Here is a 24163-nt window from a genome sequence, read left to right on the forward strand (position 1 = left end):
TCTGCTTACGCGGCCAACCACTGTTTTCTGTCGATGCGTTCCTGTTGCGGTGATCTGGCATAGAGTTCGCGGTAGCATTTTGAAAAATGCGAGGCGGAAACGAAGCCACAGGCGACTGCCACTTCCACGACAGGCATTGAAGACTGGATCAGCAGGTGACGGGCACGATCAAGCCGGATTTCGAGATAGTACCGGGCAGGGAGCGGCCCATTTCGGTGCGGAATAGACGCTCGATCTGACGGCGGGAAAGATCGACCTGGTCGGCGATCTCGATCAGTGACAACGGTTCTGACAAGTTGACTTCCATCAACTCGATGATGGTCAGAACCTTGGAATTTTGTACGCCAAGACGCGCACGCAATGGCAGGCGCTGGCGATCGGTCGGGCTGCGTACGCGATCTGTCAAAACTTGTTCGCAGACGCGATTGACAAGGTTTTCGTCGAAATCGTCGCCGATCAGCTTGAGCATCATATCCAGCGCCGCCGTGCCGCCCGCGCATGTATAGATATTCTGGTCGATCTCGTAGAGGTCGGCAAAGACGTTGACCTTTGGGAATGATTCGGAAAATCCGGGCAGGTTTTCCCAATGGATTGCGCAGCGCTTGTTGGACAACAGACCGGCAGCCGCCAGAACCTGTGCGCCGGTGCACAGTCCGCCAAGCGCGACGCCGCGATTGTACTCTTCGCGCAACCAGGCAAATGTCGACTTGTTATGGTATTTTTCGATATTTATGCCGCTGCAGACAATCGCCATTGACGGCCGGTCCGAGCCGGACATCTTCTTGCGCTCTTCCTCAAGCGAGGTGTTTACAGTGCATTCGACACCGTTGGAGGCGCGCACCGGTTTTCCATCTATGCTGGTCAGACGCCATTTATAGGCGTCATAGCCGAGCATTCGATTGGCCGACCTCAAGGGGTCTACCGCCGTCGCGAATGCGATCATCGTGAAATCCGGGACAAGAAAGAAAACAAACGATCTCTTGACCGGATGCCCGGTAGTTTCCAAATTCGCCTCCCGAATTTGCGACGAATATTCAACGTCGCTATCAGTATAGCGTCATCAGGAAAAACCTTTGTTGTCAATGGGCTGCGCTGTCGGAAATAGGGTAATTTTTTCCAACAAGATCCGCTGATCTTCCCTAACGTCAATATTGTGCCCAAGATCCGCCCCTTGTGAGGATCACGGGGTTCCCATTCATATGTTCGATGGCGCGGAAACTGGCTCTACAGTTTGCTTCGAACTGATTGATTTAGCGTCGGATTTTTTAAGAACATTAGCGGTATGGAGCAGGCGGGCGATAGAACGCGACTGCGTTCGTGCCAACCGCGACACACTTTGTCGTTTGACGCGCGAGTAGCCCTGATCGGAGATGCGGTTTCACTTTGTCAGGAGTTGCACCGAGCAAAAGCCGCCTTGGGTTTCCCAAAGCGGCTTGGATATATCATATGATTATCGCTGCGGATGCGGCGTCGAATTGTGACGGTTCAGGCGATGAAGCCCAACCGAGCAGCTACCACGGCACCAGTCTGGCCGGGCATGGTCGCGGACAGGCGCTGGCGCTCAAGTGCGGTTGTCAGATTCGTTTCACGGCGAGGGAAAAGTCGGGTAAGAAATTTCATGTCAATCTCCATTTAATCACAAGGACGATCGCCTTCGCGTTGTGGAGTGGGGCCGCTCGTTTTGTAATTGTCCCTATACGCTCAAGATTTTTAAAATCAGATCACAAAAACGAAGTGCATGATATGAAATGCGACACGGTCGAAAACAACAAAACACTCGGAATCTTGGAAAGGTTAGCAATTACAATTGGTTGATTACGACATCGCGTCGCTATGTGATTTATACATATGCGTCATGCGACGTTTGCATGGGTCGCGGAGGCAGTTGTTTGCCAAGCGTCACCCGCTGCTCGTTTTGAAGAGCAGCGGGAACGTCGCTGACGTTGCCATGTCTAGTTTGTTCCTGCCCAAGATCCTGCGCCATAATTGGATTTGATTCTGGTACCTGTCGCTTCAGGCCAGCCAATGTCTTTTTGCAACTCGAGTGGCAGGGCACGTATGGCGCGCTCGGTGCGATGACGGGCGCGCGCGCTGTTGAAATCTGCCGCAATGCGGCCGATGGAGGTCAAGATGGACATTTCATTCTCCTTCCATTTTGGCCGGTTTCCCGGGAGTTCAGTACAAGTTGCGTGGTTTGCGAATTCGTCACGAATGCGCTGTGCTGCGCGTTGAAACTCCTTCGATGGAGTTGACTATCTACGGATGTTCATGTTCAATCAAACGAAATGAAATCATGTTTTGTGTCAGAAAAATTGAAGGGTGATCCGAATGAACGCTCCCTTGAACCATCCCCTGCCGTTGCTTGATCTCGACGTTTTACGGACATTTGTAGCGATTGCGGAAACTGGCAGTTTCACGACGGCATCGACGGCGGTGTTCCGCACGCCGTCTGCGGTTTCCATGCAGATCAAGAAGCTTGAAGACATTCTTGGCCGTTCGGTTTTCATTCGCGATGCGCGCTCGGTGGCTCTGACCATGGATGGCGAGATGCTTCTCGGCTATGCGCGCCGTATGCTCACCATCAACCGTGAAGCAGTTTCGAAGTTTATCATCCCCGACATTGTCGGTGTGGTTCGGCTCGGATCACCGGATGATTATGGAGAGCGTGTTTTGCCACATGTGCTGAAGCGTTTTGCCCAATCGCATCCGTCCATTGCCGTCGATGTTACGATTGACCAGAGCGTCAATCTGCGCCGCCGTATGGATGATCGTGCGCTCGATATCACGCTGTTGACGAATTCATACAAGAACAGTGCCATTGGCTCGGAAACGCTTCTGACCGAGCCAATCGTGTGGGCTGGCGCCAAGGGGGCTGTGCGCATTTGCGCGAGCCGTTGCCGGTATCCATGTGGGAGGAGGGCTGTGTATGGCGCGCCGGTGCGCTTGAGGCGCTGGGGCGCGAAGGGCGCAATTACCGCGTTGCCTATATGAGTTCCCATACGGCCGGGCAGCGCGCCGCCATTCAAGCCGATCTGGCTGTCGCGCCGTTGCCGAAGTCATTCCTGAACTGCGATATGATTGAGCTTGGGCCGAAAGACGGGATGCCAGCGATCGGAAATTACGTGCTGGCAATGGTCGTGCCACCGGATGCCAGTGCACCGGTCAAGGCTGTTGCAGACCATATCCGCACAACTTTCGAGGTGTTCAAGGAAACCGGAAAGTTTTAGCGGCCCACGCGGAATCCGGGCCGAGGACATGGCGCGCCTTCAGCAGCCTGATTTACGAGGCAAAGATTCAAGCGGTAAGGTCAGCACCTTGCCAATCCGTCTGGTGCTTCGGCAATATCAATTGCGGCTGCGGCGTGCTGAACGTTCCTCGCGGGAACGCCGGCGTGGTGCCATATCACCTGCCAAAGCTTCCTCACTATTTGCCATGCGGGGCGGCAATTTGACGGCTGCCGATAGTTTGGGGAAGGGGTCCACCTTGTTGGGCAGCGCCATTGCGTCGATGAAAAGCTGCTGGAAGTGCGGCTCGAGTGCGGTTTCGATTTTCTCGATGCGGTGAACTTCCAACTCGATCTCGCGACGATGGCCGCGATTGAGCAGAGCCATCAGGGCGCCGGTTCCCGCAGCATTGCCGATCGCTTTTACTTCATCGAGATCGCAATCAGGGATCAACCCCAGAACCATTGCATATTTCGGGTCGATGAAAGAGCCGAAGGCACCGGCAAAGCGGATTGTGTCGACAGTCTCAACGCCTTGTTTTTCCATGAGCAATTTCACGCCGGCATAAAGTGCTGCCTTGGCAAGCTGGATGGCGCGAACATCATTTTGCGTAACAGTGATGCGTGGTTCGCCTTCGCGCAGCAGGTAAGAGAAAGTTCGGCCATTTGGAATGATGCGTGGGCTTTTCGCCGCCAGCGTCCCGTCGATCACGCCGTCCTCGGAAATGATGCCGCTGAGATACATTTCGGCGACCACTTCAATGATAGCAGAGCCGCAAATGCCGGTAACGCCAGTCTCTTTTACAGCCTCATCGAAACCCGGTTCGTCTGACCATTGCTCCGCGCCGATGACGCGATATTTCGGTTCAAAGGTCTCAGGGTCAATCCTGACGCGCTCGATAGCGCCGGGTGCGGCGCGTTGGCCACCGGAAATCTCCGCACCTTCAAATGCTGGCCCGGTCGGTGATGAAGCGGCCACGACACGTTGCCGGTTCCCCAAGACGATCTCGGCGTTGGTGCCGACATCGACAAGCAACATCATGCTATCTTGCCGATATGGTCCTTCCGACAGTGTTGCACCTGCCGCATCGGCACCGACATGGCCTGCGATGCAGGGCAGCATGTAGACGCGCGCGCCGGTGTTGATATTCAGGCCGATTTCGTCTGCCCATGTGTGGACGGCACCCGAGACGGCAAGCGCGAAGGGGGCTTGCCCGAGTTCTGTCGGGTCAATGCCGAGGAACAGGTGATGCATGATGGGATTGCAGACGAACACGGCATCGAGAATGTCGTTGCTATCGACACCACTCTCGGCACACACTTTTTCGGTGAGGTCGTTGACGGCCTCACGAACGGCTTTGGTCATCGCCTCGCGGCCGTCGGGATTCATCATCACGTAGGAAACGCGGCTCATCAGGTCTTCGCCGAAACGAATCTGTGGGTTCGATGTTCCGCTTGTTGCGACGATGCGACCAGAAAGTAATGAAACCAGATGCATGGCAATTGTCGTCGAGCCGATATCGCAGGCAATTCCGTAAGCCTCATTCTTGAGGCCGGGGGATAGCGAAATGATCGTTGGGCGCGAAGATTCCAGATCGCGGTGGATTGCTGCGGTTACAGCCCAGTTGCCTTTTCTCAGCGTGCTTTGCACCTGCGGCAACAGATGTTGCGAGACGAGTAGATCCTGCCAGCCCCAATCTTTTTCTAGCATCACCTTCAGGCGATCAAGATCACCCAATGGTTTGTGCATGTCAGGTTCATCGACCTCGATATAGCACAATTGCACAGCAGGATTTCGTTCGATAATGCGGTCACTTGCCGCTTTGCGGATGGTCTGGGCGTTGACCACAGTGTCTTGTGGCACGTCGATAACCAGATCGCCCTGGACCGTGGCCGAGCAGGACAGGCGACGTCCTTCCGGCAGGCTGCGGACTTCTGAATAACGTTTTTCTTTCGCGCCGACCGGCGAAATGTGATCGTTGGAGGAAATGATCTTGTGCTTGGCAAAATTGCCTTCTTGCACAACCACCTGACAACGCCCGCATGTCGCTCGTCCGCCGCACACGCTTTCAACATAGACGCCAAGCTGGCGCGCTGCATCGAGAACCGGTGTTCCAACCGGAAAACGCCCACGCTTTCCCGATGGCATGAAAAGGACGAGAGGATCGGTGATGTTAACAGGCGAGTTCATGGCGTACTGCTTTCCAATTACTTTCGGGCTGGCCGTGCCCTAGATCCCGTCCGCTTTGCAGCACTCGAGATCGATATGAGATTGGTCACCTTTGAATGTCAACGGCCCACTCGTGCTTCGCGCCCCCCGCGACGGCGGCCGCCGCTGGAATTGCCTTCGCTGGCTCCGTTGACCGCGGCAGGCGCGGCAGTTGCAGGTTCTCCCGGCTTGTAGTCCTTGTAGGTCTTGATCCAGTTCATGCAATCCTTGTCGGTGCCGTTGAGCACGTTGGCGGCGCGAACAGCCTCCATCTCCTGCGGACGAACAGGGTTCATGATCGCCGAGGTCATGCCCGCACCAATGACCATAGGAATAAACCCGGCGTTGATGCCATGCCGATGGGGTAAGCCGAAGGAAATATTCGACAGGCCGCAAGTGGTGTTGACCTTCAGTTCTTCACGCAGGCGGCGCAACAATGCGAATACCTGCCGACCGGCATCTCCAAGCGCGCCAATGGGCATGACCAGAGGATCGACAACGACGTCATGGGCGGGAATGCCGAAGTCGGCGCAACGCTCGACAATCTTCTTGGCCACAGCGAAGCGGACGTCAGGGTCCATCGAGATACCCGTTTCATCGTTGGAAATGGCAACGACCGGTACATTGTACTTCTTGATCAGCGGCAGGATTGCCTCGAGCTTTTCCTCTTCACCGGTAACGGAATTGACCAGCGGACGGCCTTTTGCAACTTGCAAGGCCGCTTCGATCGCGGCGGAAACGGAACTGTCGATGGATAGTGGCAGGTCGACGAGGTTTTGCACGATTTCCAGCGTCTTGACGAGAAGCGCGGGCTCGGTCTCGTTGGGGTTGACCGCAGTCACGCCCGCATTGACATCAAGCATGGTCGCGCCGCATGCGGCCTGTGCGAGCGCATCTTTCTTCACCGTTTCAAAATTGTCTTCCATCATTTCGGCGGCAAGTTTCTTGCGCCCTGTCGGGTTGATGCGTTCGCCGATCACGCAAAAGGGTTGATCGAAGCCGATAATGATCTCTCGTGTCGCCGAGGCAACAATGGTGCGGGTCATGCAATCTCTCCGTATTGATATAAAGAGTTCTTTATATCGTTATCTTTATTTGTACAAGCCAATGTCTGCGACACATGCTCAATTCGAGGCTTCCTTGACCATGTCGGTCTGAGTTTCGGTAATGTCTTCATGCAGGATCTGATCAAGCCGTTCAGCAACGAGCCGATCATCCGAGCGTGCTTCTTTACGCCATGGGCGACGCCCCTTCAGAACGCCTGATTCATCAACAATTTCCGCAACATATTCTTCTTGCCGGTAAGCCATCACATGGACGCCGGAAACCCCTTCGATTTCCTTGACTTCATTGATGATGTCGATGCAGATCTGCTTGCCTTCCTTCTTCTGATCCTGGGCGCCTTCGAGACGCTTGATGATTGCGTCGGGAATGTGGATGCCCGGTACATTCGAGCGAATCCATTTGGCGGTCTTGGCAGATGCCAGAGGCCCGACGCCGCAAAGGACGAAGGCTTTTTCGGTATAGCCAAGGTCACGGGCCTGTTTCATATATTCGCGAAACATCTCCACATCGAAACAGTACTGGCTTTGAACGAATTGGGCTCCGGCAGCAATCTTCTTGCCGAGGCGATGGGGACGGAAATCGTAAGGCGGTGCAAACGGATTGATGGCAGCGCCCAGGAAAAGCTGGGGTGGCGTGGTCAGTTTGCGCCCGGAAAGAAACTTGCCGTTGTCGCGCATGATGCGCACGGTTTCCAGAAGCGACATGCAATCGAGGTCAAACACCGGCTTGGCACCGGGTTGGTCGCCAGCCTGAACGCCGTCGCCGGTAAGGCATAGCACATTGGCAACGCCCATTGCGGCGCCACCCAGGACATCGCCTTGAATGGCTATGCGGTTCTTGTCGCGGCAGGCGATCTGCATGATCGGCACATAACCCATACGGGTCAAAAGTGCGCAAATCCCAACGGAGGACATGTGGCAATTGGCACCTGAGGCATCGACCGCATTGATGCCGTCTACCCAGCCTTCGAAAATCTTGGCCCGGTTGTATACATCTTCGGGGTCTGCACTATCAGGCGGATTGAGTTCGGTTGTCACGGCGAATTCGCCGCGCCGAAGAACTCTCTCCAAACGTCCTCTGGAGCTGTGGCCGGGCAAGCGATCAAGCGGCAGATCGATGCCTGCCGGGTTTTCGTCGCGGTCAGGTGGAAGTGGTTGTGTCATTTGGGTTCCCCGGCCTTGGCTGCTTGCCGTTCCGAAGCCGCCTGTGCGGTAACGCGCAGCCAGGCGGAAGTCTCGCGCAGCGACTGATCGACCGGCTTTTGCACGTTCAGAATGGTGTCGCCATTGACCATGTTGCGCGACCCTTCCCATGCCTTGACCCAGACGCAGGGCATATCGGGCTCGACCTCACAGTGACCATTGGCGCGCACGCCACCACAGGGGCCATTACGCAATTGCTTGGGGCAATTCATCGGGCAAGACATGCCGGTGGAAGAAAGGACACATTGACCGCACATGCGGCAGTCGAACATGAAGCCTTTCACGCGTTTTTCGATGAATTTTATCGGCGCTTCAACGCGGCCATAGCCTATTCCCCGCCATAGCGGATGCAACATGAGGAATACATCGGCAAACCTGGCGTAAAACCATTCAAGCAAGCGCGAATGGCGTACCGCCCATAGCCTGATGGCGAATGAGCGCTGGACACGTCGTTGGGGCGAAACATCCGACGGCTTGTAGTCCGTCTTGGGGGCCGCCTTCTTGACCAATGTCGCTTGCGTCACGCCGGACGGGCCGGTTGCAGGCGCTTTAGGTTGCGTGTCAGACATTTTCCTTGCCGCCTGCATCTATGAGAGCAACGAGTTTGGTTTTGTCGTACTGAGCATCGAGTGCGGCGAGCGCCTTGTCGGCTTCAGCCTCAAGATCGTCGCCGACTGGCACCGGGTCTGCCTTGCGCCAGTCTTCCAGGTAATCATTGCTTCCGCGTGCGCCACTTCTCATGGCGCACATGTCTATTGCCTCGATGAAACGTAACGGCAGTTCGCGCTTGGCGTTCTGCCTGCCTTTTTTCACGATGACCTGGGCGGGAATGTCGCGCCAGAAAACAACGATCAGATCAGCCATGAATTTTCACTCCTTGAGTTACCGAGCATTGCCGCATGCTTTGGTTTGCTGCTTCTCATGAGACGACGCGCGCGCATTCAAATGCGACGCGCGAAGTTACCTATTGCCACGTGTCAGACGAGATTGTGAAATTACCAGACGTGCTTCGTCAGGCCGGTCCACAGATAGAACCAGATGGTGGGGTGAAACCATAGTTTTGACAGCGGGGCGACTTCGATGGTTTCAAGCTTCCCGCTCATGGCATTTTCGAGCGCCTTGATGCAGATTTCGCGCGAAAAGCCGACCTGCACTAGCGCATAGCTGGCAATGGTGTCACCAGAAGCCGGCTTGCCACGCGCTTGCGCCAGGATGCCGCCAGTGTCGATGCCGGCATCGACCAAATGCAGTGTTGTGCCGAAATTTTCCGCATCACCTGTCGCCAATGCCCAATAACCGCCGTTCATGCCCCGATATTTCGGGGTGATGCCTGCATGGTAGTTGAGGACCGGGCATTGAATTGCCGCCAAAGTCTTGCGGTTCAGCAGTCGACAACCCGCCAGCAATATAACGGACGGTTTGTAGCTCTCGATGGCTGCGAGGCATTGTGGAGCATTGGCGGATGGAACCCGGATGATCGTTTGATCGGTTTTCGGAGACGTTTCAAGTTTTTGCGATGAAATCAGCCGTTCCATATGGTCAGTGCGCCAGCGTTTTGCCAGCCGTACCGCAATCATGGTCGCAAATTGCCCGCCAGCTGAAATCCAGCCTTGCCGTCTTGCCCGGCCAAGCAACAATTTTCGTTTTGATTCAGGCTCTTCGACAATGACGTTGACCGGGCCCAACTGCCTGGCGATAGCGTTGACCAGCGCCCAAATGTGCGGGCCGCCTTCGGTGATGATAAGGATTTTCGGTGCTTCTTTTCCTGCGGTCAACGTCTTGGCTCGATGATGTTGAGAAGCGATTCGCGTCAGATTTCACAAAGAAATGCAAACGCCGCGCCCACAGTCAAACGAAGCTTCATGAAATTCTTTCTGGATCACGATGATTTAGGGTCGAATCGATCCAAAATCATGAACGTGATCGATTCCAATAAGTTTGAGCGGGATGCGGGCGCAAAACCGGTATCCACTTTTCCTCATCCCGCTCTGGGCGAGCCATGGCGCACCGTTCTTGACTTGGGCAACTAAACGACAGGTGTCGCTGCCTGTGCAAGCCCTGCGGGGAGATCGCCATAGCCGGTTGCGCGGCGCTCATAGACCAGACCGAGCAATTTCGCGGCACTTTCAGCAACTTTGTCCAGTTCCGGATCATTGGTCTGGGCAAGGTAAATCAGTTTCTCGTAATTGCCGAAATAGTCTGCGATCAATTCAGGATGCTTGTCGAGACCAAGCGGTTTCATGAAAAAAGCATCGAACTGGCGGCAGAGAAAGTCGGTCATGTAGAACGACATCATGTCGTCGTCAGCGATTTTGGCATAGGCACCCATGCCCTGATAGAAGGCGAAGCAATGCGGGCCGGCCATGCGTTCGACGCCGTGTTTCTCGCAAACCCGGTCGAGCAAGCCGCCGGTGCCGCAATCGGCATAGCCGACGAAAATATGCTCGTAGCCTTTGGCCTTTGCTTCGACAATGGCTGCGTCCATCGCTGGCGCAATGCGATCAGGATAGAAGTGAAACTCGGCCGGAAGGCAGGTAAGTTCGAGATGTTCGAGGTGCAATTGCTCTTTTACAGCGAGAATTTCGCGCGCAATCATGCCGCAAGCGATGACCAATAGCTTGTTGCCTGGATGTGAGCTTTCTTTTTGCACCGGTGTCATGGAACCTGTCGAGCCGGCTTTCGTTAGTGTGGGGTGAAGTTAACAATAGCGAGAGGCAACGTCCATGAAGCTGTCAAACTCCGCACTCTTAGCCGCTATCGTTTGCGCTTTCGCTTTATCAGCTTGCGCCAACACCGTTCGAGGTGTTGGCAAGGATGTCAAATCGACGGCGCATGCAGTCGAAGATACTGTCGAAAACTGACGCGTCAGCTTTTCGTCAGGCGCTTGCACGCAAATTGTGCTTGCGGGTCATGAAGTCTTTTGCGGTTTCGACCGCAACGGCGGCATCACGGCAATAAGCGTCTGCACCAACAGCTTTGCCGAACTCCTCGTTGAGCGGTGCGCCGCCAACCAGCACGACATAGTCGTCGCGGATGCCTTTTTCCTTCATCGTGTCGATGACAACCTTCATGTAGGGCATTGTGGTCGTCAAAAGCGCTGACATGCCGATGATATCGGGCTCATGCTCTTCGATCGCCGCGAGATATTTCTCAACGGCGTTGTTGATGCCAAGGTCGATGACATCGAAGCCAGCGCCTTCCATCATCATGCCGACAAGGTTTTTGCCAATGTCGTGAATGTCACCCTTGACGGTGCCAATGACCATCTTGCCCTGCTTTGGCGCACCGGTTGCGGCAAGGAGAGGGCGCAGGATGAACATGCCTGCCTTCATCGCGTTGGCTGACAACAAGACTTCCGGCACGAACAGAATGCCGTCGCGGAAATCCTCGCCGACAATACGCATGCCCTCGACCAGAGCCTCGGTCAGAACCTTGTATGGCACCCAGCCGCGTTCGAGAAGGATATTGGTTCCCTCCTCAATTTCCTCTTTCAGACCATCATAAAGATCGTCGTGCATCTGCTGCACAAGTTCGTCGTCGGAAAGTTCGGAAAGAATGATCTCGTCGTCGGCCATGTTTTCTCCAACCCATGCTGTCGCGCGACCTTTTCGACGCGCATGAAAAACCTCACGCAATACCTATCGCTTTCGGTAGGTATTGCCATAGCTGATTTGCGACTTCCTGCAAAAGGAAAGCGACTGCAAATCTATTGGATTTCTTGTCGATTTTGCGACAGGTGTTGGCGCTGACTGGCCGTTTCAAATAAGGTGTATGGCTACGATCCTGCACAGACGACCGCATGGGCGGTCAAAAAGTTTTCAAGGAAGACAGAAATGAGCGAAAACGCGGCAGTCGATCAGGAAGCGTCGAAGGCAAGACGCGGGCGTGGTGCGAGTGGGGGCTGCCGCCCGGCGTGCGGCGCGATCCGGTGGCGGGCCCGGCACACAGCTCACCTATATAAAGCGCAAGATCAAAGTCTATGAAGTGCTGGACGAAGAAGGGCTGGCGCTGATCGAGAACAATACGGACATTGTTCTCGAAGAAACGGGCATTGTGTTCCGCGATGATGCCGAAGCCCTGCAATTGTGGAAAGAAGCTGGTGCCGATGTCAGGGGCGAGCGGGTGCATTTTCCCAAGGGATTGTGCCGGTCGCTACTGAAAAACGCACCTTCTGTTTATACGCAGCATGCGCGCAACCCCGAGCGTTCAGTGCAAATCGGCGGAAACGCCACGGTGTTCGCGCCGGTTTACGGGCCACCCTTCGTGCGCGATCTGGATGGCAACCGGCGTTATGCAACGATCGAGGATTTCCGCAATTTCGTGAAACTCGCCTATATGGCGCCGTCGATCCATCATTCCGGTGGCACGGTGTGCGAACCCGTCGATGTGCCGGTCAACAAGCGCCATCTCGACATGATCTATTCGCACATCAAATATTCCGACAAGCCGTTCATGGGGTCGGTGACTGCGCCGGAACGCGCCGAAGACACGGTTGCAATGGCCAAAATCCTGTTTGGCGATGATTTCGTTGAAAACAATACGGTCCTGACCAGCCTGATCAACGCCAATTCGCCAATGGTGTTTGACGAAACCATGCTGGGCGCGCTGAAAGTCTATGCGCGCCACAATCAGGCATGTATCGTCACGCCGTTCATTCTTGCCGGTGCGATGAGCCCGGTGACGGTTGCCGGTACGCTGACGCAGGTTCTCGCCGAAGTTCTGGCGGGAGCATCCTTCACCCAGTTGATTCGGCCCGGCGCGCCGGTCCTGTTCGGGACTTTTGCCTCGTCGATCTCGATGCAATCGGGTGCTCCGACGTTTGGTACGCCTGAGCCGTCGCTTGTTTCTTATGGTGCTGCACAGCTTGCGCGCCGCGTCGGCCTGCCGTTTCGTACCGGCGGTTCGTTGTGCGCCTCCAAGGTCGAGGATGCGCAGGCGGCCTATGAGAGCGCCAACACCTTGAACTCGACGCTGCTTGCCGGCACCAATTTCGTGTTGCATTCGGCAGGATGGCTCGAAGGCGGATTGGCATCCAGCTACGACAAGTTCATGATGGATATCGACCAGCTCGGCATGCAGCAGAAGCTCGCTGAAGGTGTCGATCTTTCGGAGAACGGACAGGCGATGGATGCCATTCGTCAGGTGGGGCCGGGCAGCCACTACCTTGGTTGCGACCATACGCAAGCCAATTTCCAATCAGCCTTCTACCGTTCATCGATTGCCGACAACAATTCCTATGAACAATGGCTGGCCGAGGGTGAAAAGACTGCTCCGCAACGCGCCAATTTGCTGGCAAGGCACTGGCTCGAAAGCTACGAAGCGCCATTCCTCGATCCCGGCACCGATGACGGGCTCAAAGACTTCATCGCCGAGAAGAAAGCGTCCATGCCTGACGCTTTCACTTGAAAGGAGCCCGATACAGGCCGGGCTAAAGTGGCTGACATTATTCACAAGGAAGTCTGGCGGAGCGCATTCTCCGATCCGGTCAAGAAGTGATGATGTCTGCGCAATCTTTGCCCGGTGCTGGTGCGGTGAAAGACGACCTTCTGGAAATGGTGAACGCTAGGCTTGCCACGTCCGGTCTTGTCGTGCGCGGTGGTTTCAATTTCGAAGTGGGCGATGCCGCCCCGCCCGGTCTTTTTGAAACGCCTGCCAGATCGCTCCTGCTTGTCGGGCAGGTGGGGGCTGGCGCATGGTCGCATTTTCAACGCTGGCGCGATACGCAAGCGCCAACGCTTGCCAACCCGCTCGATGCATGGTCGCGTGAAATCATAGGCGCCGTTGCAGCACAAATTGGGGCGAGGGCGGTTTCTCCAAATGACAAGCCTTACATGCCATTTCAGCAATGGGCCATGCGCGCGCAAGGTTTGAAGCCGTCACCACTCGGCATCCTTATGGATCCACAATATGGTTTGTGGCATGCCTATCGCGGTGCGCTGCTGTTTGACCATGAAATCACCGTCGCCGCTCATGATAAAACGATTCATCTTTGCGATACATGTGTCGGAAAACCCTGCCTGAAACCGTGTCCGGTTGGCGCATATTCGAACGCAGGCTTCGCTTATCAATCCTGCCTTTCTCATGTGCGTGGAACGAGCGGCGAGCCATGCCGCAGCACCGGTTGTCTTGACCGCAATGCGTGCCCTTTGGCACCGAATATCGCTATCCGGCCGATATGCAGGCTTTTCACATGGCTTCGTTTGCAAGGTAGCGGTTGCGCTTCTCATGTGGGCCATTAAGTGTGCGCGCGATCTGGATTGAAAATTATGCCGGTATGGCGCATGGATGGCGCATGCCTGAATACGGTGTTTTTGACGAAGCCGGTGGGCGGTGGCACTGGCAACAGTTGACGACGTTGTTTACTGAAGCACCCAATTGAGTTGGCCAACCAAATCGGGGCGCTTGATGCAAGCCTATGATATCGTTGTAATCGGTGCCGGTGCGGCAGGTATGTTGTGTGCGGTTGAGGCGGGAAAACGCGGCCGCTCGGTGCTGATCGCCGATCATGCTGGCGCGCCCGGCGAAAAAATTCGCATCTCCGGCGGCGGACGCTGCAATTTCACGAATATCAATGCGGCCCCCAGGAATTTTCTCTCACAAAATCCGCATTTTTGCATTTCGGCACTGAAACGTTACACGCAACGCGATTTCATCGCGCTTGTTGAGCGCTACGCCATTGCCTATCACGAGAAGACGCTGGGGCAATTGTTTTGCGACGGCTCAGCGCGCCAGATCATCGACATGCTGGTCAGCGAAATGCAAAATGCCGGCGTCGATCTGCATTTGTCGGCAAATGTCGGCAATATCGACAAGAATTCCGAGGGCTTTCATTTGACCATCTCCGGTCGATTGGTGGCTTGCAAGTCGCTGGTGGTGGCTTGCGGGGGCAAATCGATTCCCAAGATGGGGGCCTCTGGATTCGGCTATGAAATCGCCTCGCGGTTCAATGTGCCTGTTGTCGAGACGAGGCCGGCGCTGGTGCCGCTCACTTTCGAGGCTCAAACTCTTGCCAAATTGACGCCACTTGCCGGTGTCGCGGTCGATGCTGAAATTGCTTGTGGCAAAACGCGGTTTTCGGAGGCAATGCTGTTTACTCATCGTGGTATCAGCGGGCCATCGATCTTGCAGATTTCCTCGTTTTGGCGCGAAGGCTATGAAATTCGCATAGCCATGTTGCCGGGTCAGAATGTTGCGGATCTGTTGCGCGATGCCAAGCGCGAGAATGGGCGGCAGGCACTGCAGACGGTTCTCGGCAGGCACTTGCCGAAGCGATTGGCTCAGACGGTCACCGAAAATATCGGGTTTGAATGGAATATTGCGGGTTTATCGGATGCGCAGATAAAGATGGTGGATATTGCGGTCAATGACTGGCGCATCAAACCGGCTGGGTCGGAAGGCTACCGGACGGCAGAGGTAACGCTTGGTGGCGTCGACACTGATGCGCTCGACCAGAAGACGATGCAGGTCAAATCGGTTCCGGGTCTGTATTTTATTGGCGAGGTCGTTGATGTTACCGGTTGGCTTGGCGGCTATAATTTCCAATGGGCATGGTCGTCTGGTTGGGTAGCCGGACAGGCTGTCTAGGGTCAGGACCCATTAATCTGGTTGGACTGGTATGAGCAAATTTGTTCGGATACAAGTAGAAATCCCACAGGAAACCATCCGGTTTTCGAGGGCTTGCGACGCTGTAGGCGGGCAAATTGGCCATATCCTTTCGGACGGCGAAACGGCTGCGACCTGCGTCGTCGAACCGCTCGACCGGGGTGGACCCCGCTCTTCGCGCTTCTCCTTGCATCTCATTGCCGTTTCAGCCGCCATTTCAATCACATTAATGAGTCCTGACCCTAGATGTTGCGACGGCTATTCTTCCAGTACTTTTGAGAAAAACGTGTCCTCAGCCCAAGGATTTCCAAACAGGCTTCGTCCAACGGACAAATGATGGCGATGACGGTGGATGAAAGCGACGCTTCCGATTCCGATCTGATAGGGCGTGCGAAAAATGGGGACGCAGATGCTTTCGGCGCTTTGGTCGAGAGGCACTACGACTTTATCTATCGCGTGGCGTGGCGCTGGTGTGGGAAAAAGCGGATGCAGAAGATATCGCCCAGGATGTCTGCGTCAGGCTTGGCAAGTCCATCCGCGCCTATCGGGGCGCCAGCGCGTTCACCACATGGCTCTATGCTGTCACGTTGAACGCGGCCCGCGATCATGCACGCAAGACAACGCGCGAAGCGGCCAGGACTGCGGCCTATAGCGTTCAGATGCTGACAGAAGACACGGCGCCCAGCGAAGCGGATGAGCAGAGCGAAGACTTATGGCTTGCTGTTCGCAAATTGCCCGACAAGCAGCGCGATGCGGTGCTTCTGGTTTATGGGGAAGGACTGAACCATGCAGCAGCGGCGGAAGCGATGGCTATCTCCGAAGCCACCGTTTCCTGGCACATCCATGAAGCGAAAAAACGGTTGAAAGTGCTGATGCGCTCAGCCGGGGAAGTGTGACCATGGTGGATGACAACGAACTGAAAAGATTGCGAGATATCGCCGCTCCAGCACCGGACGCGCGGGCAAAGGCACGCGCCTTGCAAGCAGCCATGAGCGCCTATGACGGTGCTCAAAATATTTCGCCAGCCACCAAAGGATCAGTGACCAAGCCACGTCTCACCGAACGAGCACATAAGCTCTGGAGAGACATCATGGATAAAAAGCTGATCGTAACACCTGCCATCGCTGGCCTCGTGGCGTTGCCAATCGCTGGCTACACTGCACTCTATCTGTTGCAGGATTCGCCCTTTCATATCACGGAGGGGACTAAGGTCAGCGAAACGCTGGCAGATAAGCCAGCGCGTGAAAAAGCTGTCAAGCCTGCGGAATTGAAGAAAGCCGATAGTGAGCGCGACGATAACGCTACAGTGGCACCGGCCTCGCCAAAGGCCGAAGCTGCTGGCAATAGCCGTGAAATGCGGCAAGATGCGTTTGGCGGGGCTTTGCCTGCACCTGCTCCGTTGGCTGAAGCGATGGCCAATCGGTCGCAAACTGCACCTATGGCTGGCCTCAAGATGCAGGTACGGCCTTCAATTGCGCCAACCGACGCGTATCCACCGCGACAAGAAAACCGCGATCGTGTTGAGGATTTCAAAACCAATCCCGTTCGCTCCGTGGTTGAAAATCCTGTTTCGACCTTCTCGATAGATGTCGATACAGCCTCTTATTCAATGGTGCGGCGTTCCTTGAAGGAAGGCGTGTTGCCGCAACCGGATACCGTGCGCGTCGAGGAAATGATCAACTATTTTCCCTATGACTGGAAGGGGCCGACTGATCGGCAAACGCCGTTCAACACAAGCGTATCTGTCATGCCCGCACCGTGGAACCAGCAGCACAAGCTGATGCATGTTGCCATCAAGGGTTATGATGTTCAGCCAATGCAGCAGCCAAAGGCCAATCTGGTATTCCTGATCGATGTGTCAGGTTCGATGAATGCGCCAGACAAGTTGCCACTTTTGCAATCGGCCTTCCGGCTTCTGGTCAACAAATTGCAACCTGAGGATACGGTTTCCATCGTGACCTATGCGGGTAACGCCGGCACGGTTCTGGAGCCGACGAAAGCGACAGAAAAAAGCAAGATCCTTGCGGCGATCGACCAGTTGCAGCCCGGCGGTTCGACAGCCGGCGAGGCGGGCATTCGCGAGGCCTATCGACTGGCGCAGCAGTCCTTCGTCAAAGAAGGCGTCAACCGGGTCATGCTTGCCACTGATGGGGATTTCAACGTCGGGCAAAGTGATGATGACGATCTGAAGGGGCTGATCGAAGACAAGCGCAAGACAGGTGTCTTTCTCTCGGTTCTGGGTTTTGGGCGCGGTAATCTCAACGACCAGATGATGCAGACCATAGCCCAGAACGGCAACGGTACGGCTACCTATATCGACACGCTTGCGGAAGCCGAAAAAGTTCTCGTTGAAGATACGTCTTCGACGCTGTTTCCGATTGCCAAGGATGTCAAAATCCAGGTCGAGTTCAATCCGCAAAAGGTCGCGGAGTATCGCCTGATCGGCTATGAAACGCGGGCGCTCAACCGCGAAGATTTCAACAATGATCGCGTTGATGCGGGGGATATCGGATCGGGTCATTCGGTTACCGCGATCTATGAGATTACACCCAAGGGTGCCGCGCAACAGATCGACGATTTGCGCTATGGGCAGGCCAGCACGGACAATGGCGGCGTTGCAAATGCGGACGAATATGCCTTCGTGAAAATCCGCTACAAATTGCCAAATGAAGATACATCCAAACTGATCACGACACCGGTTACCCAAGCCAATGATGTTTCATCTTTCGATGCCGCTGGAACGGATCAGAAATTTTCCGTCGCGGTCGCCGCTTTCGGGCAGAAATTGCGAGACGAAGATGCTTTGTCGAGCTTCGGCTATGACAAGATCATGGGAATTGCTTCCGATGCGCGTGGGGCCGATCCGTTTGGCTATCGTTCCGAGTTTCTTTCTCTCGTGCGTTTGGCTTCCGCACTGAAGGGCGCGAAATAGCCTGTGATTAGCTTGACTGGGTGCCGAAAGGTGGAGAAACGGACTGTATGGTCGGCGATTTTTTGCCGGCCATTTGCTTTATGAAGTCCATAAAAATGTCTGGTTTCCTGCCATTGGAAAGCAACTTTAGCGTGTTATCTTGATTGTCACGCAGTTGAGGGCTTTGGAATGCGTATCGATGGCAATGCGGGCTGGGCATCAGTAGCTGCGGGCAGCAAAGCGAGTGAGCCAAGCACGGGATCGGCGGATACAAATCGTATCAAAAGTGATGTCGACATAGCACGGCAAACGGCGTTATCGGCGCTGCACAATGATCGATTTCGGATCATGCTGGAACAGGTCACCGCCCCGCTGTCATCCGACGCGATGATGATGCTGCGAACCGACGATGGTGGCGCGCGTACCGATCAGGCTTCCGTGTTGTCGAGCTACGCCGAAAACAGCGAATAAAGCAAACCGGCCTCGTTTTTCAGGCTCGGGCGCGGCGGCGCTCGCGGCGACCTTGCGATGTCTCGGGCGTGTTTGGTGTTGCAGCTTTGTTGCGCAACGGGCCAATGCGTTCAACGATATTGTCCAATGTCGGACGCGTGGTCTTTTTGTGGGCATCGAGTGCCTGGCGCATGGCGGCGAGATGGGCAAATGACGTGCCGCAACAGCCACCGATGATCTTTGCTCCGGCATCAACTGCCAGACGGACGTAATCGCCCATCAATTCAGGCGTGCCGGAATAGTGGATTTCCGTTCCATGAAATTCGGGAATGCCGCAATTGCCCTTGACGATTACCGTTGCTTCGGGACGCGCCTCTGTCATGTCGAGCAGCGATGCCAGAATATCCGATGCGCCGACGCCGCAGTTCGCGCCAACGCCAAGCGGCGCTTTGGCCAATCCGTCGGAAACGGCATGGATGTCTTTCGGCAGCAAGCCCATCATGGTGCGGCCAGCCGTATCGAAAGACCCGGTATAGGTGTAGGGTAGACCCACACGTATGGCCGCTTCGGCGGCCGCGCGGATTTCGTCGGGGGCGGACATGGTTTCGATCCATGCAACTTCCGCACCGCCAGCCTTGAGACCCTCGATCTGCTCGGCAAATGCTTCGACTGCTTCGTCATAGGTCATCGCACCGAGCGGCACCAGAAGTTCGCCGGTCGGGCCGACTGAACCGGCGGTAATTACCCTTCGTCCGGCCTTGTCAGCAACGGCGCGGGCGAGCTCGGCCGCGCGTTTGTTCAGTTCATGGACGCGATCTTGTGCGTGATGAAGCTTCAGCCGGTGGCGTGTGCCGCCAAAGGAATTGGTCAGGATGATGTCGGCACCCGCATCGACAAAGTTCTGATGCAGGCTGGTAATCGTGTCAGACGCGGTCTCATTCAAAAGCTCTGGCGCCTCGCCAGCCTCAAGGCCCATGGCGAAGAGATTGGTGCCGGTGGCGCCATCAGCCAGAAGCACGCCCTTTTCAGCAAGCAATGCGTCAATCGGGTTGGTCATCAGAGGTTCCGTTTTCAATAGCCTATTTGAAATAAGGATATAAAGAAATCTTTATGTCACGTCAATGCACGAAGGCATGGCTGAATCTCAAAATTCCACATCTGCCAGGCGGTGAACGAAACCAGCAGCTTCGTGCGCGTTTATTTCGGCGGCCCGGATCAGATTGTCGAAATGGCTGGTCAGGGTGCGAATGGGCTGTGTCGCATTCATCACGAGGTACATGTCGCCGACATAGATCGCCGCGCGATATGGTCCGAAGATGGTGTAGGGGATGGAATAGCGTGCGCGGCCATCATAGAAGAACAAGCGGAAGGTCGGGTAGAGATCGTCCAGCAAGGCTGCCATATGCAGCAGTTGTTCCCGGCGCATTTCCTGGGAAATCCACCCCAGACACCCATTCCATGCGCGAATATTTCCAGCGTATGGCGCGGCATGCAGACTTCCATGTCCGTTTCGGGCCGCCGGTTGTATTCAATACGGTACTGGGTTTCTATTGCCTGAGCCTGCTTGTTCCTGTTGGCAAGGCCCGCCTCGTAGTCGACCAGTGCTTTGGTGCGCAGCAGATCGGGTATGCCGGCCGGCACATATCTTATCTTGGTGCCGATGGCTTCGGCGTGCCATTTGGCAAGAAGCGTGCGGTCAAACCCATCCGATGCCTCCTCTATCTCCAGGCTTTCCCTGATCTCGCCGGTTACACCCTCGTCGTGGCTCAGGCCAAGCAGCCAATCGAGCGACACCTTGAATTCGGCGGCGATGTTGAGAAGCGTTTCGGCGCGCGGCAAGCGTGTCGACGCCCCTGACAGCAATTGTGAAAGTGCTGAGCGGTCAATACCGGCCGCGGTTGCGAATGCTGACTGATTTAGATCAGACCTTGTCAGGAGCAATTTCAATCGTTCACGAAAGACAATTGAGAGGTCGCGCTTGTCCATTTCGTCACCGAACCGTTGTTGAGGAGAAAATTCCGCTGATTCGCATTTTTTCCCGCGTTATGCGCAAATTAATCCAAACTAATGTTTACTAAGTATAACACTTGATAATTTATATGCGCAATCGCAACATTTTATGCGCATTGTCGCGTTGCCGTGTTGAATCGCTCCTGACACAATGCTGGCAGGAACCAAGGGCGGTTTCAGTACAGGGGCAACAACGTATCGCATGGAAATTCAGGGTAAAACGGCAGGCAAGAGTAACCGGACAGGACTTTTTCTTCAATCGAGTGGCCAACCGTGTGGCTGACCCTGTTCTGCTACGGGGTGTGGCTTGTTGCGGGCCTTTGGGTATGGGATGTCTATCCCATGTTGGCGCTGGCAATTCTGGTGTTTACTGTTGCGCTGCATTCCTCAATTCTTCATGAGGTGCTTCATGGTCACCCGACACGCAACGGGCTCGTCAACGAAGCTTTCGTGTTTCTGTCGATCGGGCTGATCTGGCCATTTCGTCGTTTCAAGACACTGCATTTGCGCCATCACGCCGACGAACGGCTGACAGATCCTTTCGATGACCCGGAAAGTTGCTATCAGGCCCTATGGCGCCATGAAGGCATGCCCGCGTTCATGAAATTTCTGCTCAAAGTCAACAACACGATGATCGGGCGTTTTGTACTTGGGCCGTTATTGGCCACAACCGGCTTCATCATCGCCGACGTGAAACAGATGCTTGCAGGCGATAAGGTCATTCGCAAAGCATGGCTGTTGCATGCAGCCAGCGTTGCCGTGGTCGCGCCCATCATCCAGTTCGGATTCGGCATCCCACTCTGGCTGTATATTCTGGTGCCGGTGTGGCTAGGTCACTCGCTGATTTCAATTCGCACTTTTGCCGAGCACCAGTGGTCGGAACTACCCGAAGGCCGGACATTGATTGTCGAGCGATCCGCGCTTTCTTTCCTGTTCTTGAACAACAACCTGCATTTCGTTCATCACAAGCAACCGGCAACCGCTTGGTATCGTTTGCCGGCGCTGTTTCGCGCCCGTCGCGAAGAATGGCTGGCCGCCAATAATGGGTATATCTATCCGAACTATTGGGCGTTATTGAAAGCCTATGCCTTCAAAGCCAAGGAACCCGTGGTCCATCCAGTCCTGCGCCGGGCGCCCGAACAGGGCAGGGCTTTCGCACCGCGCATGCGTACGCGCAGCCTTCATGGTCTGGGCACCGCAACAGTGCCGGCAGAGCCGCCAAAAGAATAGGCGCGCCGTCTTGAGCATTTCCTCCGTTATATTTTCGATGCCGTCTTGCTATTTTGCAAAGCCGGACCAGATTTCCGCATGAGTGCATTCCTTGCCGCTTTGCAGATGTATGACTGGCCCGAAGTTCGCGCTGACAATGATGCGCAATGGGCGCGGTTGCGCGACGGGTTTCGCCAAAAGCACATCGACGCGCCCGAGCATCTCGTTCGGTGCAATGCCGATATGTCACCGGTTCCCGGTGGCATCCGCGATGCAGCGGGGTTGTGATCGCGCCCGATCCAGCAACATTGCCACCTGATGAACTCGACTATCACACCCTATGGCGCCATCCTTCATTGCTGTTTGGGCAAACCTGCTGGGGGCCGATGGGACTTGGCCTGTCGAACCATGTTCAGGTCGTGGGGCAACCGAACTACGATGATTTCGAAGGCGGGGACGGCATCAACTATTCGAGCGCCATCATTATGCGGCGTGACAAAGACAGCGTTCCTGCCCCGGCAAATGGTAATGCCGTCCTCCCGGTCGAGACTTTTTGCGGCAAGCGTCTTGCCTACAATAGCTCTGATTCAATGTCGGGGATTATTGCGCTAACGCGCGATCTCGAACTGATGGGCAAGGATCTCTCTGTCTTTTGCGAACGGGTCGAAAGCGGCGGGCACCGCGCATCTGTGGTGATGGTGGCTACAGATAAGGCCGATGTTGCGGCGATTGACTGCAAAAGCTGGGCGCTGGCGCAGCGTTATGAGCCGACGGCCCACAATCTTGCTGTGATAGGCTGGACAGCCTGGCGCAAGGGACTGCCCTTCATTACCGCAGCAACGACGTCCACTGACACGATCGCAGCAATGGGCGAAGTGCTGGCGACGCAGCCATGAGCATTTTCAGCCAGCCATAAGCCTGTCATCGAGAGGGTATGTCGAGAGCTTCTCATTGCCTGTTTCGGTGATGAGGATTTGCTCCTCGATCTTGACGCCCTCGTGGCCGCCCAAACGCCCGATATAGCTTTCCACGCACATGACCATTCCCGGCTCGACTGTGCCGTCCGGGGTATCCTCGGTCCAGTCACTCGCATGGGGCAGGGTCGGATATTCATCGGCAAGCCCCACGCCATGATAGAGGACGCCGTAGCGGGTTGGGAAACAATCAGGTGGTGGAACAGCAGATTGCTCAACGAGTTCACGAAACGTGATACCGGGCTTCATCAGTTCCGTGTTGTAGGCAATCTGATCGGCAGCAATGCGAAACAGGTCGCGTTGCTCGCTTGATGCCGGTTCGTCGCCGCACAACCATGTCCGCGACAGATCTGCACAAAACCCGTAGGGGCCGATAAGGTCCGTATCGAAGGCAACCATATCACCCGCTTCGATGATGCGTGACGAACATTCCTGAAACCACGGATTTGTCCGCGGTCCCGAAGACAGCAGCCGTGTTTCTATCCACTCGCCTGCGCGTGCAATGTTGCCGCGGTGTAGTTCGGCCCACAGTTCATTTTCTGAGATGCCCGGTTTTAACGCCTGCTCCATCTCACTCATTGCAGCCTCGCAAGCGACAATGGCACGGCGCATCGCCAAAATCTCATCGGCTGATTTGATCAGGCGGGCGTTTTCCATCACCGCTTCGCCATTGCCGATCTCGATGCCCAGTCGGGCAAGTTCGTCCACACCTTCAGGATTTATGTGATCGACAGCTATTCGTCTGTTGCCGCCGCCATGTTCGCGAACGAGATCAGCGATGCCGCCTGCCCATCGGCGGGCCTTCATCTGCGCCAGTTCGCCGCCATAGAGATACATCCACGATACGGCCTGGCGCACTTCGTCAACGACACCCGAATGGTCGGAAAGGTGCTCGCAGGAGAAATAATCGAACAGAACCACGGGGCCATCAGTTGCGACGAAACAATGCCGCGTTGGATTGTGCGCGACCCAGAGCTGCATATTGGTGGTATCGGTGGCGTAGCGGATATTGACCGGATCGTAGAGCAACGCCCCGGCATATCCGCGCCGTTTCAATTCAGCCCGGATACGCTCAAGCCGGTATTTTCGCATGGCAGGCAAATCCGGGGCTGCGATACCGGCAGTCGCCCATTCCGCTTCTGCAATCGCACCGTAGCCCAGCACATGCTGGTTGAGTGCTGCCGCCTTCTCACGCGAGGCTTGGCGCAACGCTTCACTGGCGTCGGGCGTCACGCCAGGGTCGAATGGCATGATTTTTCGATGCCGTCCGAAATTACCGTTTGCCGAGGGTGTATCCATCACGAAAAA

17 protein-coding genes and 7 pseudogenes are annotated in these 24163 nt (G+C 55.5%); 11 read left to right on the top strand and 13 right to left on the bottom strand.

The window, feature by feature from the left end; genetic code table 11:
• Positions 1-5: 5 nt before the first annotated feature.
• Positions 6-943 (bottom strand): annotated as a pseudogene (locus AC0L7S_RS15065) (GlxA family transcriptional regulator).
• A 503-nt stretch (positions 944-1446) separates the two neighbouring features.
• On the opposite strand from AC0L7S_RS15065, the gene AC0L7S_RS15070 reads away from it, so the two are divergent.
• A complete protein-coding gene (locus AC0L7S_RS15070; RefSeq protein ID WP_473474386.1) occupies positions 1447-1815 on the top strand; it encodes a hypothetical protein in 369 nt (122 codons plus the stop codon).
• Positions 1816-1952: 137 nt separating this feature from the next.
• On the opposite strand, the gene AC0L7S_RS15075 is transcribed toward AC0L7S_RS15070, so the two are convergent.
• Positions 1953-2138, bottom strand: a complete 186-nt coding sequence (locus AC0L7S_RS15075) for a hypothetical protein (RefSeq protein WP_473471771.1) — start codon at positions 2136-2138, stop codon at positions 1953-1955.
• A 190-nt stretch (positions 2139-2328) separates the two neighbouring features.
• On the opposite strand from AC0L7S_RS15075, the pseudogene AC0L7S_RS15080 reads away from it, so the two are divergent.
• Positions 2329-3227: pseudogene (locus tag AC0L7S_RS15080) on the top strand (LysR substrate-binding domain-containing protein).
• 117 nt (positions 3228-3344) lie between these two features.
• Here AC0L7S_RS15080 and AC0L7S_RS15085 read toward each other — a convergent pair.
• The 7 genes from AC0L7S_RS15085 to AC0L7S_RS15115 form a co-directional block, all read right to left on the bottom strand.
• Positions 3345-5414 (bottom strand): ASKHA domain-containing protein, encoded by a 2070-nt coding sequence (locus tag AC0L7S_RS15085; protein WP_473471772.1) that lies wholly within the window; start codon positions 5412-5414, stop codon positions 3345-3347.
• A gap of 98 nt (positions 5415-5512) precedes the next feature.
• Positions 5513-6478 (bottom strand): methyltetrahydrofolate cobalamin methyltransferase, encoded by a 966-nt coding sequence (locus AC0L7S_RS15090; protein WP_473471773.1) that lies wholly within the window; start codon positions 6476-6478, stop codon positions 5513-5515.
• Between the two features lie 78 nt (positions 6479-6556).
• Positions 6557-7660 carry a methylenetetrahydrofolate reductase gene (locus AC0L7S_RS15095; RefSeq protein ID WP_473471774.1) on the bottom strand — a complete coding sequence of 368 codons (1104 nt, stop codon included), beginning with the start codon at positions 7658-7660 and terminating at the stop codon, positions 6557-6559.
• The gene (locus AC0L7S_RS15100; RefSeq protein ID WP_473471775.1) at positions 7657-8268 is read right to left on the bottom strand and encodes a methylenetetrahydrofolate reductase C-terminal domain-containing protein; all 612 of its coding nucleotides are present in this window, start codon (positions 8266-8268) and stop codon (positions 7657-7659) included. Before AC0L7S_RS15100 ends, AC0L7S_RS15095 begins: the two co-directional genes overlap by 4 nt.
• Positions 8261-8563 (bottom strand): virulence factor, encoded by a 303-nt coding sequence (locus tag AC0L7S_RS15105; RefSeq protein WP_473471776.1) that lies wholly within the window; start codon positions 8561-8563, stop codon positions 8261-8263. The genes AC0L7S_RS15100 and AC0L7S_RS15105 overlap by 8 nt, the downstream gene beginning before the upstream one ends.
• A 131-nt stretch (positions 8564-8694) precedes the next feature.
• Positions 8695-9474, bottom strand: coding sequence for a formyl transferase (locus AC0L7S_RS15110; protein ID WP_473471777.1), 780 nt, complete (start codon positions 9472-9474; stop codon positions 8695-8697).
• A 251-nt stretch (positions 9475-9725) separates the two neighbouring features.
• Positions 9726-10358, bottom strand: a complete 633-nt coding sequence (locus AC0L7S_RS15115; protein ID WP_473471778.1) for a DUF1638 domain-containing protein — start codon at positions 10356-10358, stop codon at positions 9726-9728.
• A gap of 64 nt (positions 10359-10422) precedes the next feature.
• Between AC0L7S_RS15115 and AC0L7S_RS15120 the strand changes: the two genes are divergently transcribed.
• Positions 10423-10560 carry an entericidin EcnAB gene (locus tag AC0L7S_RS15120; protein ID WP_473471779.1) on the top strand — a complete coding sequence of 46 codons (138 nt, stop codon included), beginning with the start codon at positions 10423-10425 and terminating at the stop codon, positions 10558-10560.
• A 15-nt stretch (positions 10561-10575) separates the two neighbouring features.
• Here AC0L7S_RS15120 and AC0L7S_RS15125 read toward each other — a convergent pair whose 3' ends face one another.
• Positions 10576-11274, bottom strand: coding sequence for a corrinoid protein (locus tag AC0L7S_RS15125; RefSeq protein ID WP_473471780.1), 699 nt, complete (start codon positions 11272-11274; stop codon positions 10576-10578).
• Positions 11275-11532: 258 nt separating this feature from the next.
• Between AC0L7S_RS15125 and AC0L7S_RS15130 the strand changes: the two are divergent.
• The 6 genes and pseudogenes from AC0L7S_RS15130 (at position 11533) to AC0L7S_RS15155 (ending at position 18683) form a co-directional block, all read left to right on the top strand.
• A pseudogene (locus AC0L7S_RS15130) lies at positions 11533-13105 on the top strand (trimethylamine methyltransferase family protein).
• Between the two features lie 146 nt (positions 13106-13251).
• Positions 13252-13910 (top strand): annotated as a pseudogene (locus AC0L7S_RS15135) (hypothetical protein).
• Between the two features lie 194 nt (positions 13911-14104).
• Positions 14105-15283: a BaiN/RdsA family NAD(P)/FAD-dependent oxidoreductase gene (locus tag AC0L7S_RS15140; RefSeq protein ID WP_473474321.1), complete on the top strand. Its 1179-nt coding sequence runs from the start codon at positions 14105-14107 to the stop codon at positions 15281-15283.
• 354 nt (positions 15284-15637) lie between these two features.
• A pseudogene (locus AC0L7S_RS15145) lies at positions 15638-16197 on the top strand (RNA polymerase sigma factor).
• Positions 16198-16199: 2 nt separating this feature from the next.
• A complete protein-coding gene (locus AC0L7S_RS15150; protein ID WP_473471781.1) occupies positions 16200-18233 on the top strand; it encodes a vWA domain-containing protein in 2034 nt (677 codons plus the stop codon).
• Positions 18234-18401: 168 nt separating this feature from the next.
• Positions 18402-18683 carry a hypothetical protein gene (locus tag AC0L7S_RS15155; protein ID WP_473471782.1) on the top strand — a complete coding sequence of 94 codons (282 nt, stop codon included), beginning with the start codon at positions 18402-18404 and terminating at the stop codon, positions 18681-18683.
• Between the two features lie 19 nt (positions 18684-18702).
• On the opposite strand, the gene bmt is transcribed toward AC0L7S_RS15155, so the two are convergent.
• Both bmt and AC0L7S_RS15165 read right to left on the bottom strand, forming a co-directional pair.
• Complete coding sequence (bmt, locus tag AC0L7S_RS15160) at positions 18703-19719, bottom strand: betaine--homocysteine S-methyltransferase (protein WP_473471783.1); 1017 nt, start codon at positions 19717-19719, stop codon at positions 18703-18705.
• Between the two features lie 87 nt (positions 19720-19806).
• Positions 19807-20648: pseudogene (locus AC0L7S_RS15165) on the bottom strand (helix-turn-helix domain-containing protein).
• Between the two features lie 297 nt (positions 20649-20945).
• Between AC0L7S_RS15165 and AC0L7S_RS15170 the strand changes: the two are divergent.
• The gene (locus AC0L7S_RS15170) at positions 20946-21902 is read left to right on the top strand and encodes a fatty acid desaturase (protein WP_473471784.1); all 957 of its coding nucleotides are present in this window, start codon (positions 20946-20948) and stop codon (positions 21900-21902) included.
• A 78-nt stretch (positions 21903-21980) separates the two neighbouring features.
• Positions 21981-22777 (top strand): annotated as a pseudogene (locus AC0L7S_RS15175) (phosphate/phosphite/phosphonate ABC transporter substrate-binding protein).
• Between the two features lie 6 nt (positions 22778-22783).
• Here the strand turns inward: AC0L7S_RS15175 and AC0L7S_RS15180 are convergent.
• Positions 22784-24154, bottom strand: a complete 1371-nt coding sequence (locus tag AC0L7S_RS15180; protein ID WP_473471785.1) for a M24 family metallopeptidase — start codon at positions 24152-24154, stop codon at positions 22784-22786.
• Positions 24155-24163 lie beyond the last annotated feature (9 nt).

It is taken from the genome of Mesorhizobium sp. G2-6-1, assembly GCF_055809095.1.

Coding starts and splice junctions, on each gene's coding strand:
- AC0L7S_RS15085 (WP_473471772.1), bottom strand. CDS start 5,414: ATGAACTCGCCTGTTAACATCACCGATCCTCTCGTCCTTTTCATGCCA.
- AC0L7S_RS15075 (WP_473471771.1), bottom strand. CDS start 2,138: ATGTCCATCTTGACCTCCATCGGCCGCATTGCGGCAGATTTCAACAGC.
- AC0L7S_RS15125 (WP_473471780.1), bottom strand. CDS start 11,274: ATGGCCGACGACGAGATCATTCTTTCCGAACTTTCCGACGACGAACTT.
- AC0L7S_RS15070 (WP_473474386.1), top strand. CDS start 1,447: ATGATTATCGCTGCGGATGCGGCGTCGAATTGTGACGGTTCAGGCGAT.
- AC0L7S_RS15180 (WP_473471785.1), bottom strand. CDS start 24,154: ATGGATACACCCTCGGCAAACGGTAATTTCGGACGGCATCGAAAAATC.
- AC0L7S_RS15095 (WP_473471774.1), bottom strand. CDS start 7,660: ATGACACAACCACTTCCACCTGACCGCGACGAAAACCCGGCAGGCATC.
- AC0L7S_RS15155 (WP_473471782.1), top strand. CDS start 18,402: ATGCGTATCGATGGCAATGCGGGCTGGGCATCAGTAGCTGCGGGCAGC.
- AC0L7S_RS15140 (WP_473474321.1), top strand. CDS start 14,105: ATGCAAGCCTATGATATCGTTGTAATCGGTGCCGGTGCGGCAGGTATG.
- AC0L7S_RS15100 (WP_473471775.1), bottom strand. CDS start 8,268: ATGTCTGACACGCAACCTAAAGCGCCTGCAACCGGCCCGTCCGGCGTG.
- bmt (WP_473471783.1), bottom strand. CDS start 19,719: ATGACCAACCCGATTGACGCATTGCTTGCTGAAAAGGGCGTGCTTCTG.
- AC0L7S_RS15090 (WP_473471773.1), bottom strand. CDS start 6,478: ATGACCCGCACCATTGTTGCCTCGGCGACACGAGAGATCATTATCGGC.
- AC0L7S_RS15120 (WP_473471779.1), top strand. CDS start 10,423: ATGAAGCTGTCAAACTCCGCACTCTTAGCCGCTATCGTTTGCGCTTTC.
- AC0L7S_RS15150 (WP_473471781.1), top strand. CDS start 16,200: ATGGTGGATGACAACGAACTGAAAAGATTGCGAGATATCGCCGCTCCA.
- AC0L7S_RS15115 (WP_473471778.1), bottom strand. CDS start 10,358: ATGACACCGGTGCAAAAAGAAAGCTCACATCCAGGCAACAAGCTATTG.
- AC0L7S_RS15105 (WP_473471776.1), bottom strand. CDS start 8,563: ATGGCTGATCTGATCGTTGTTTTCTGGCGCGACATTCCCGCCCAGGTC.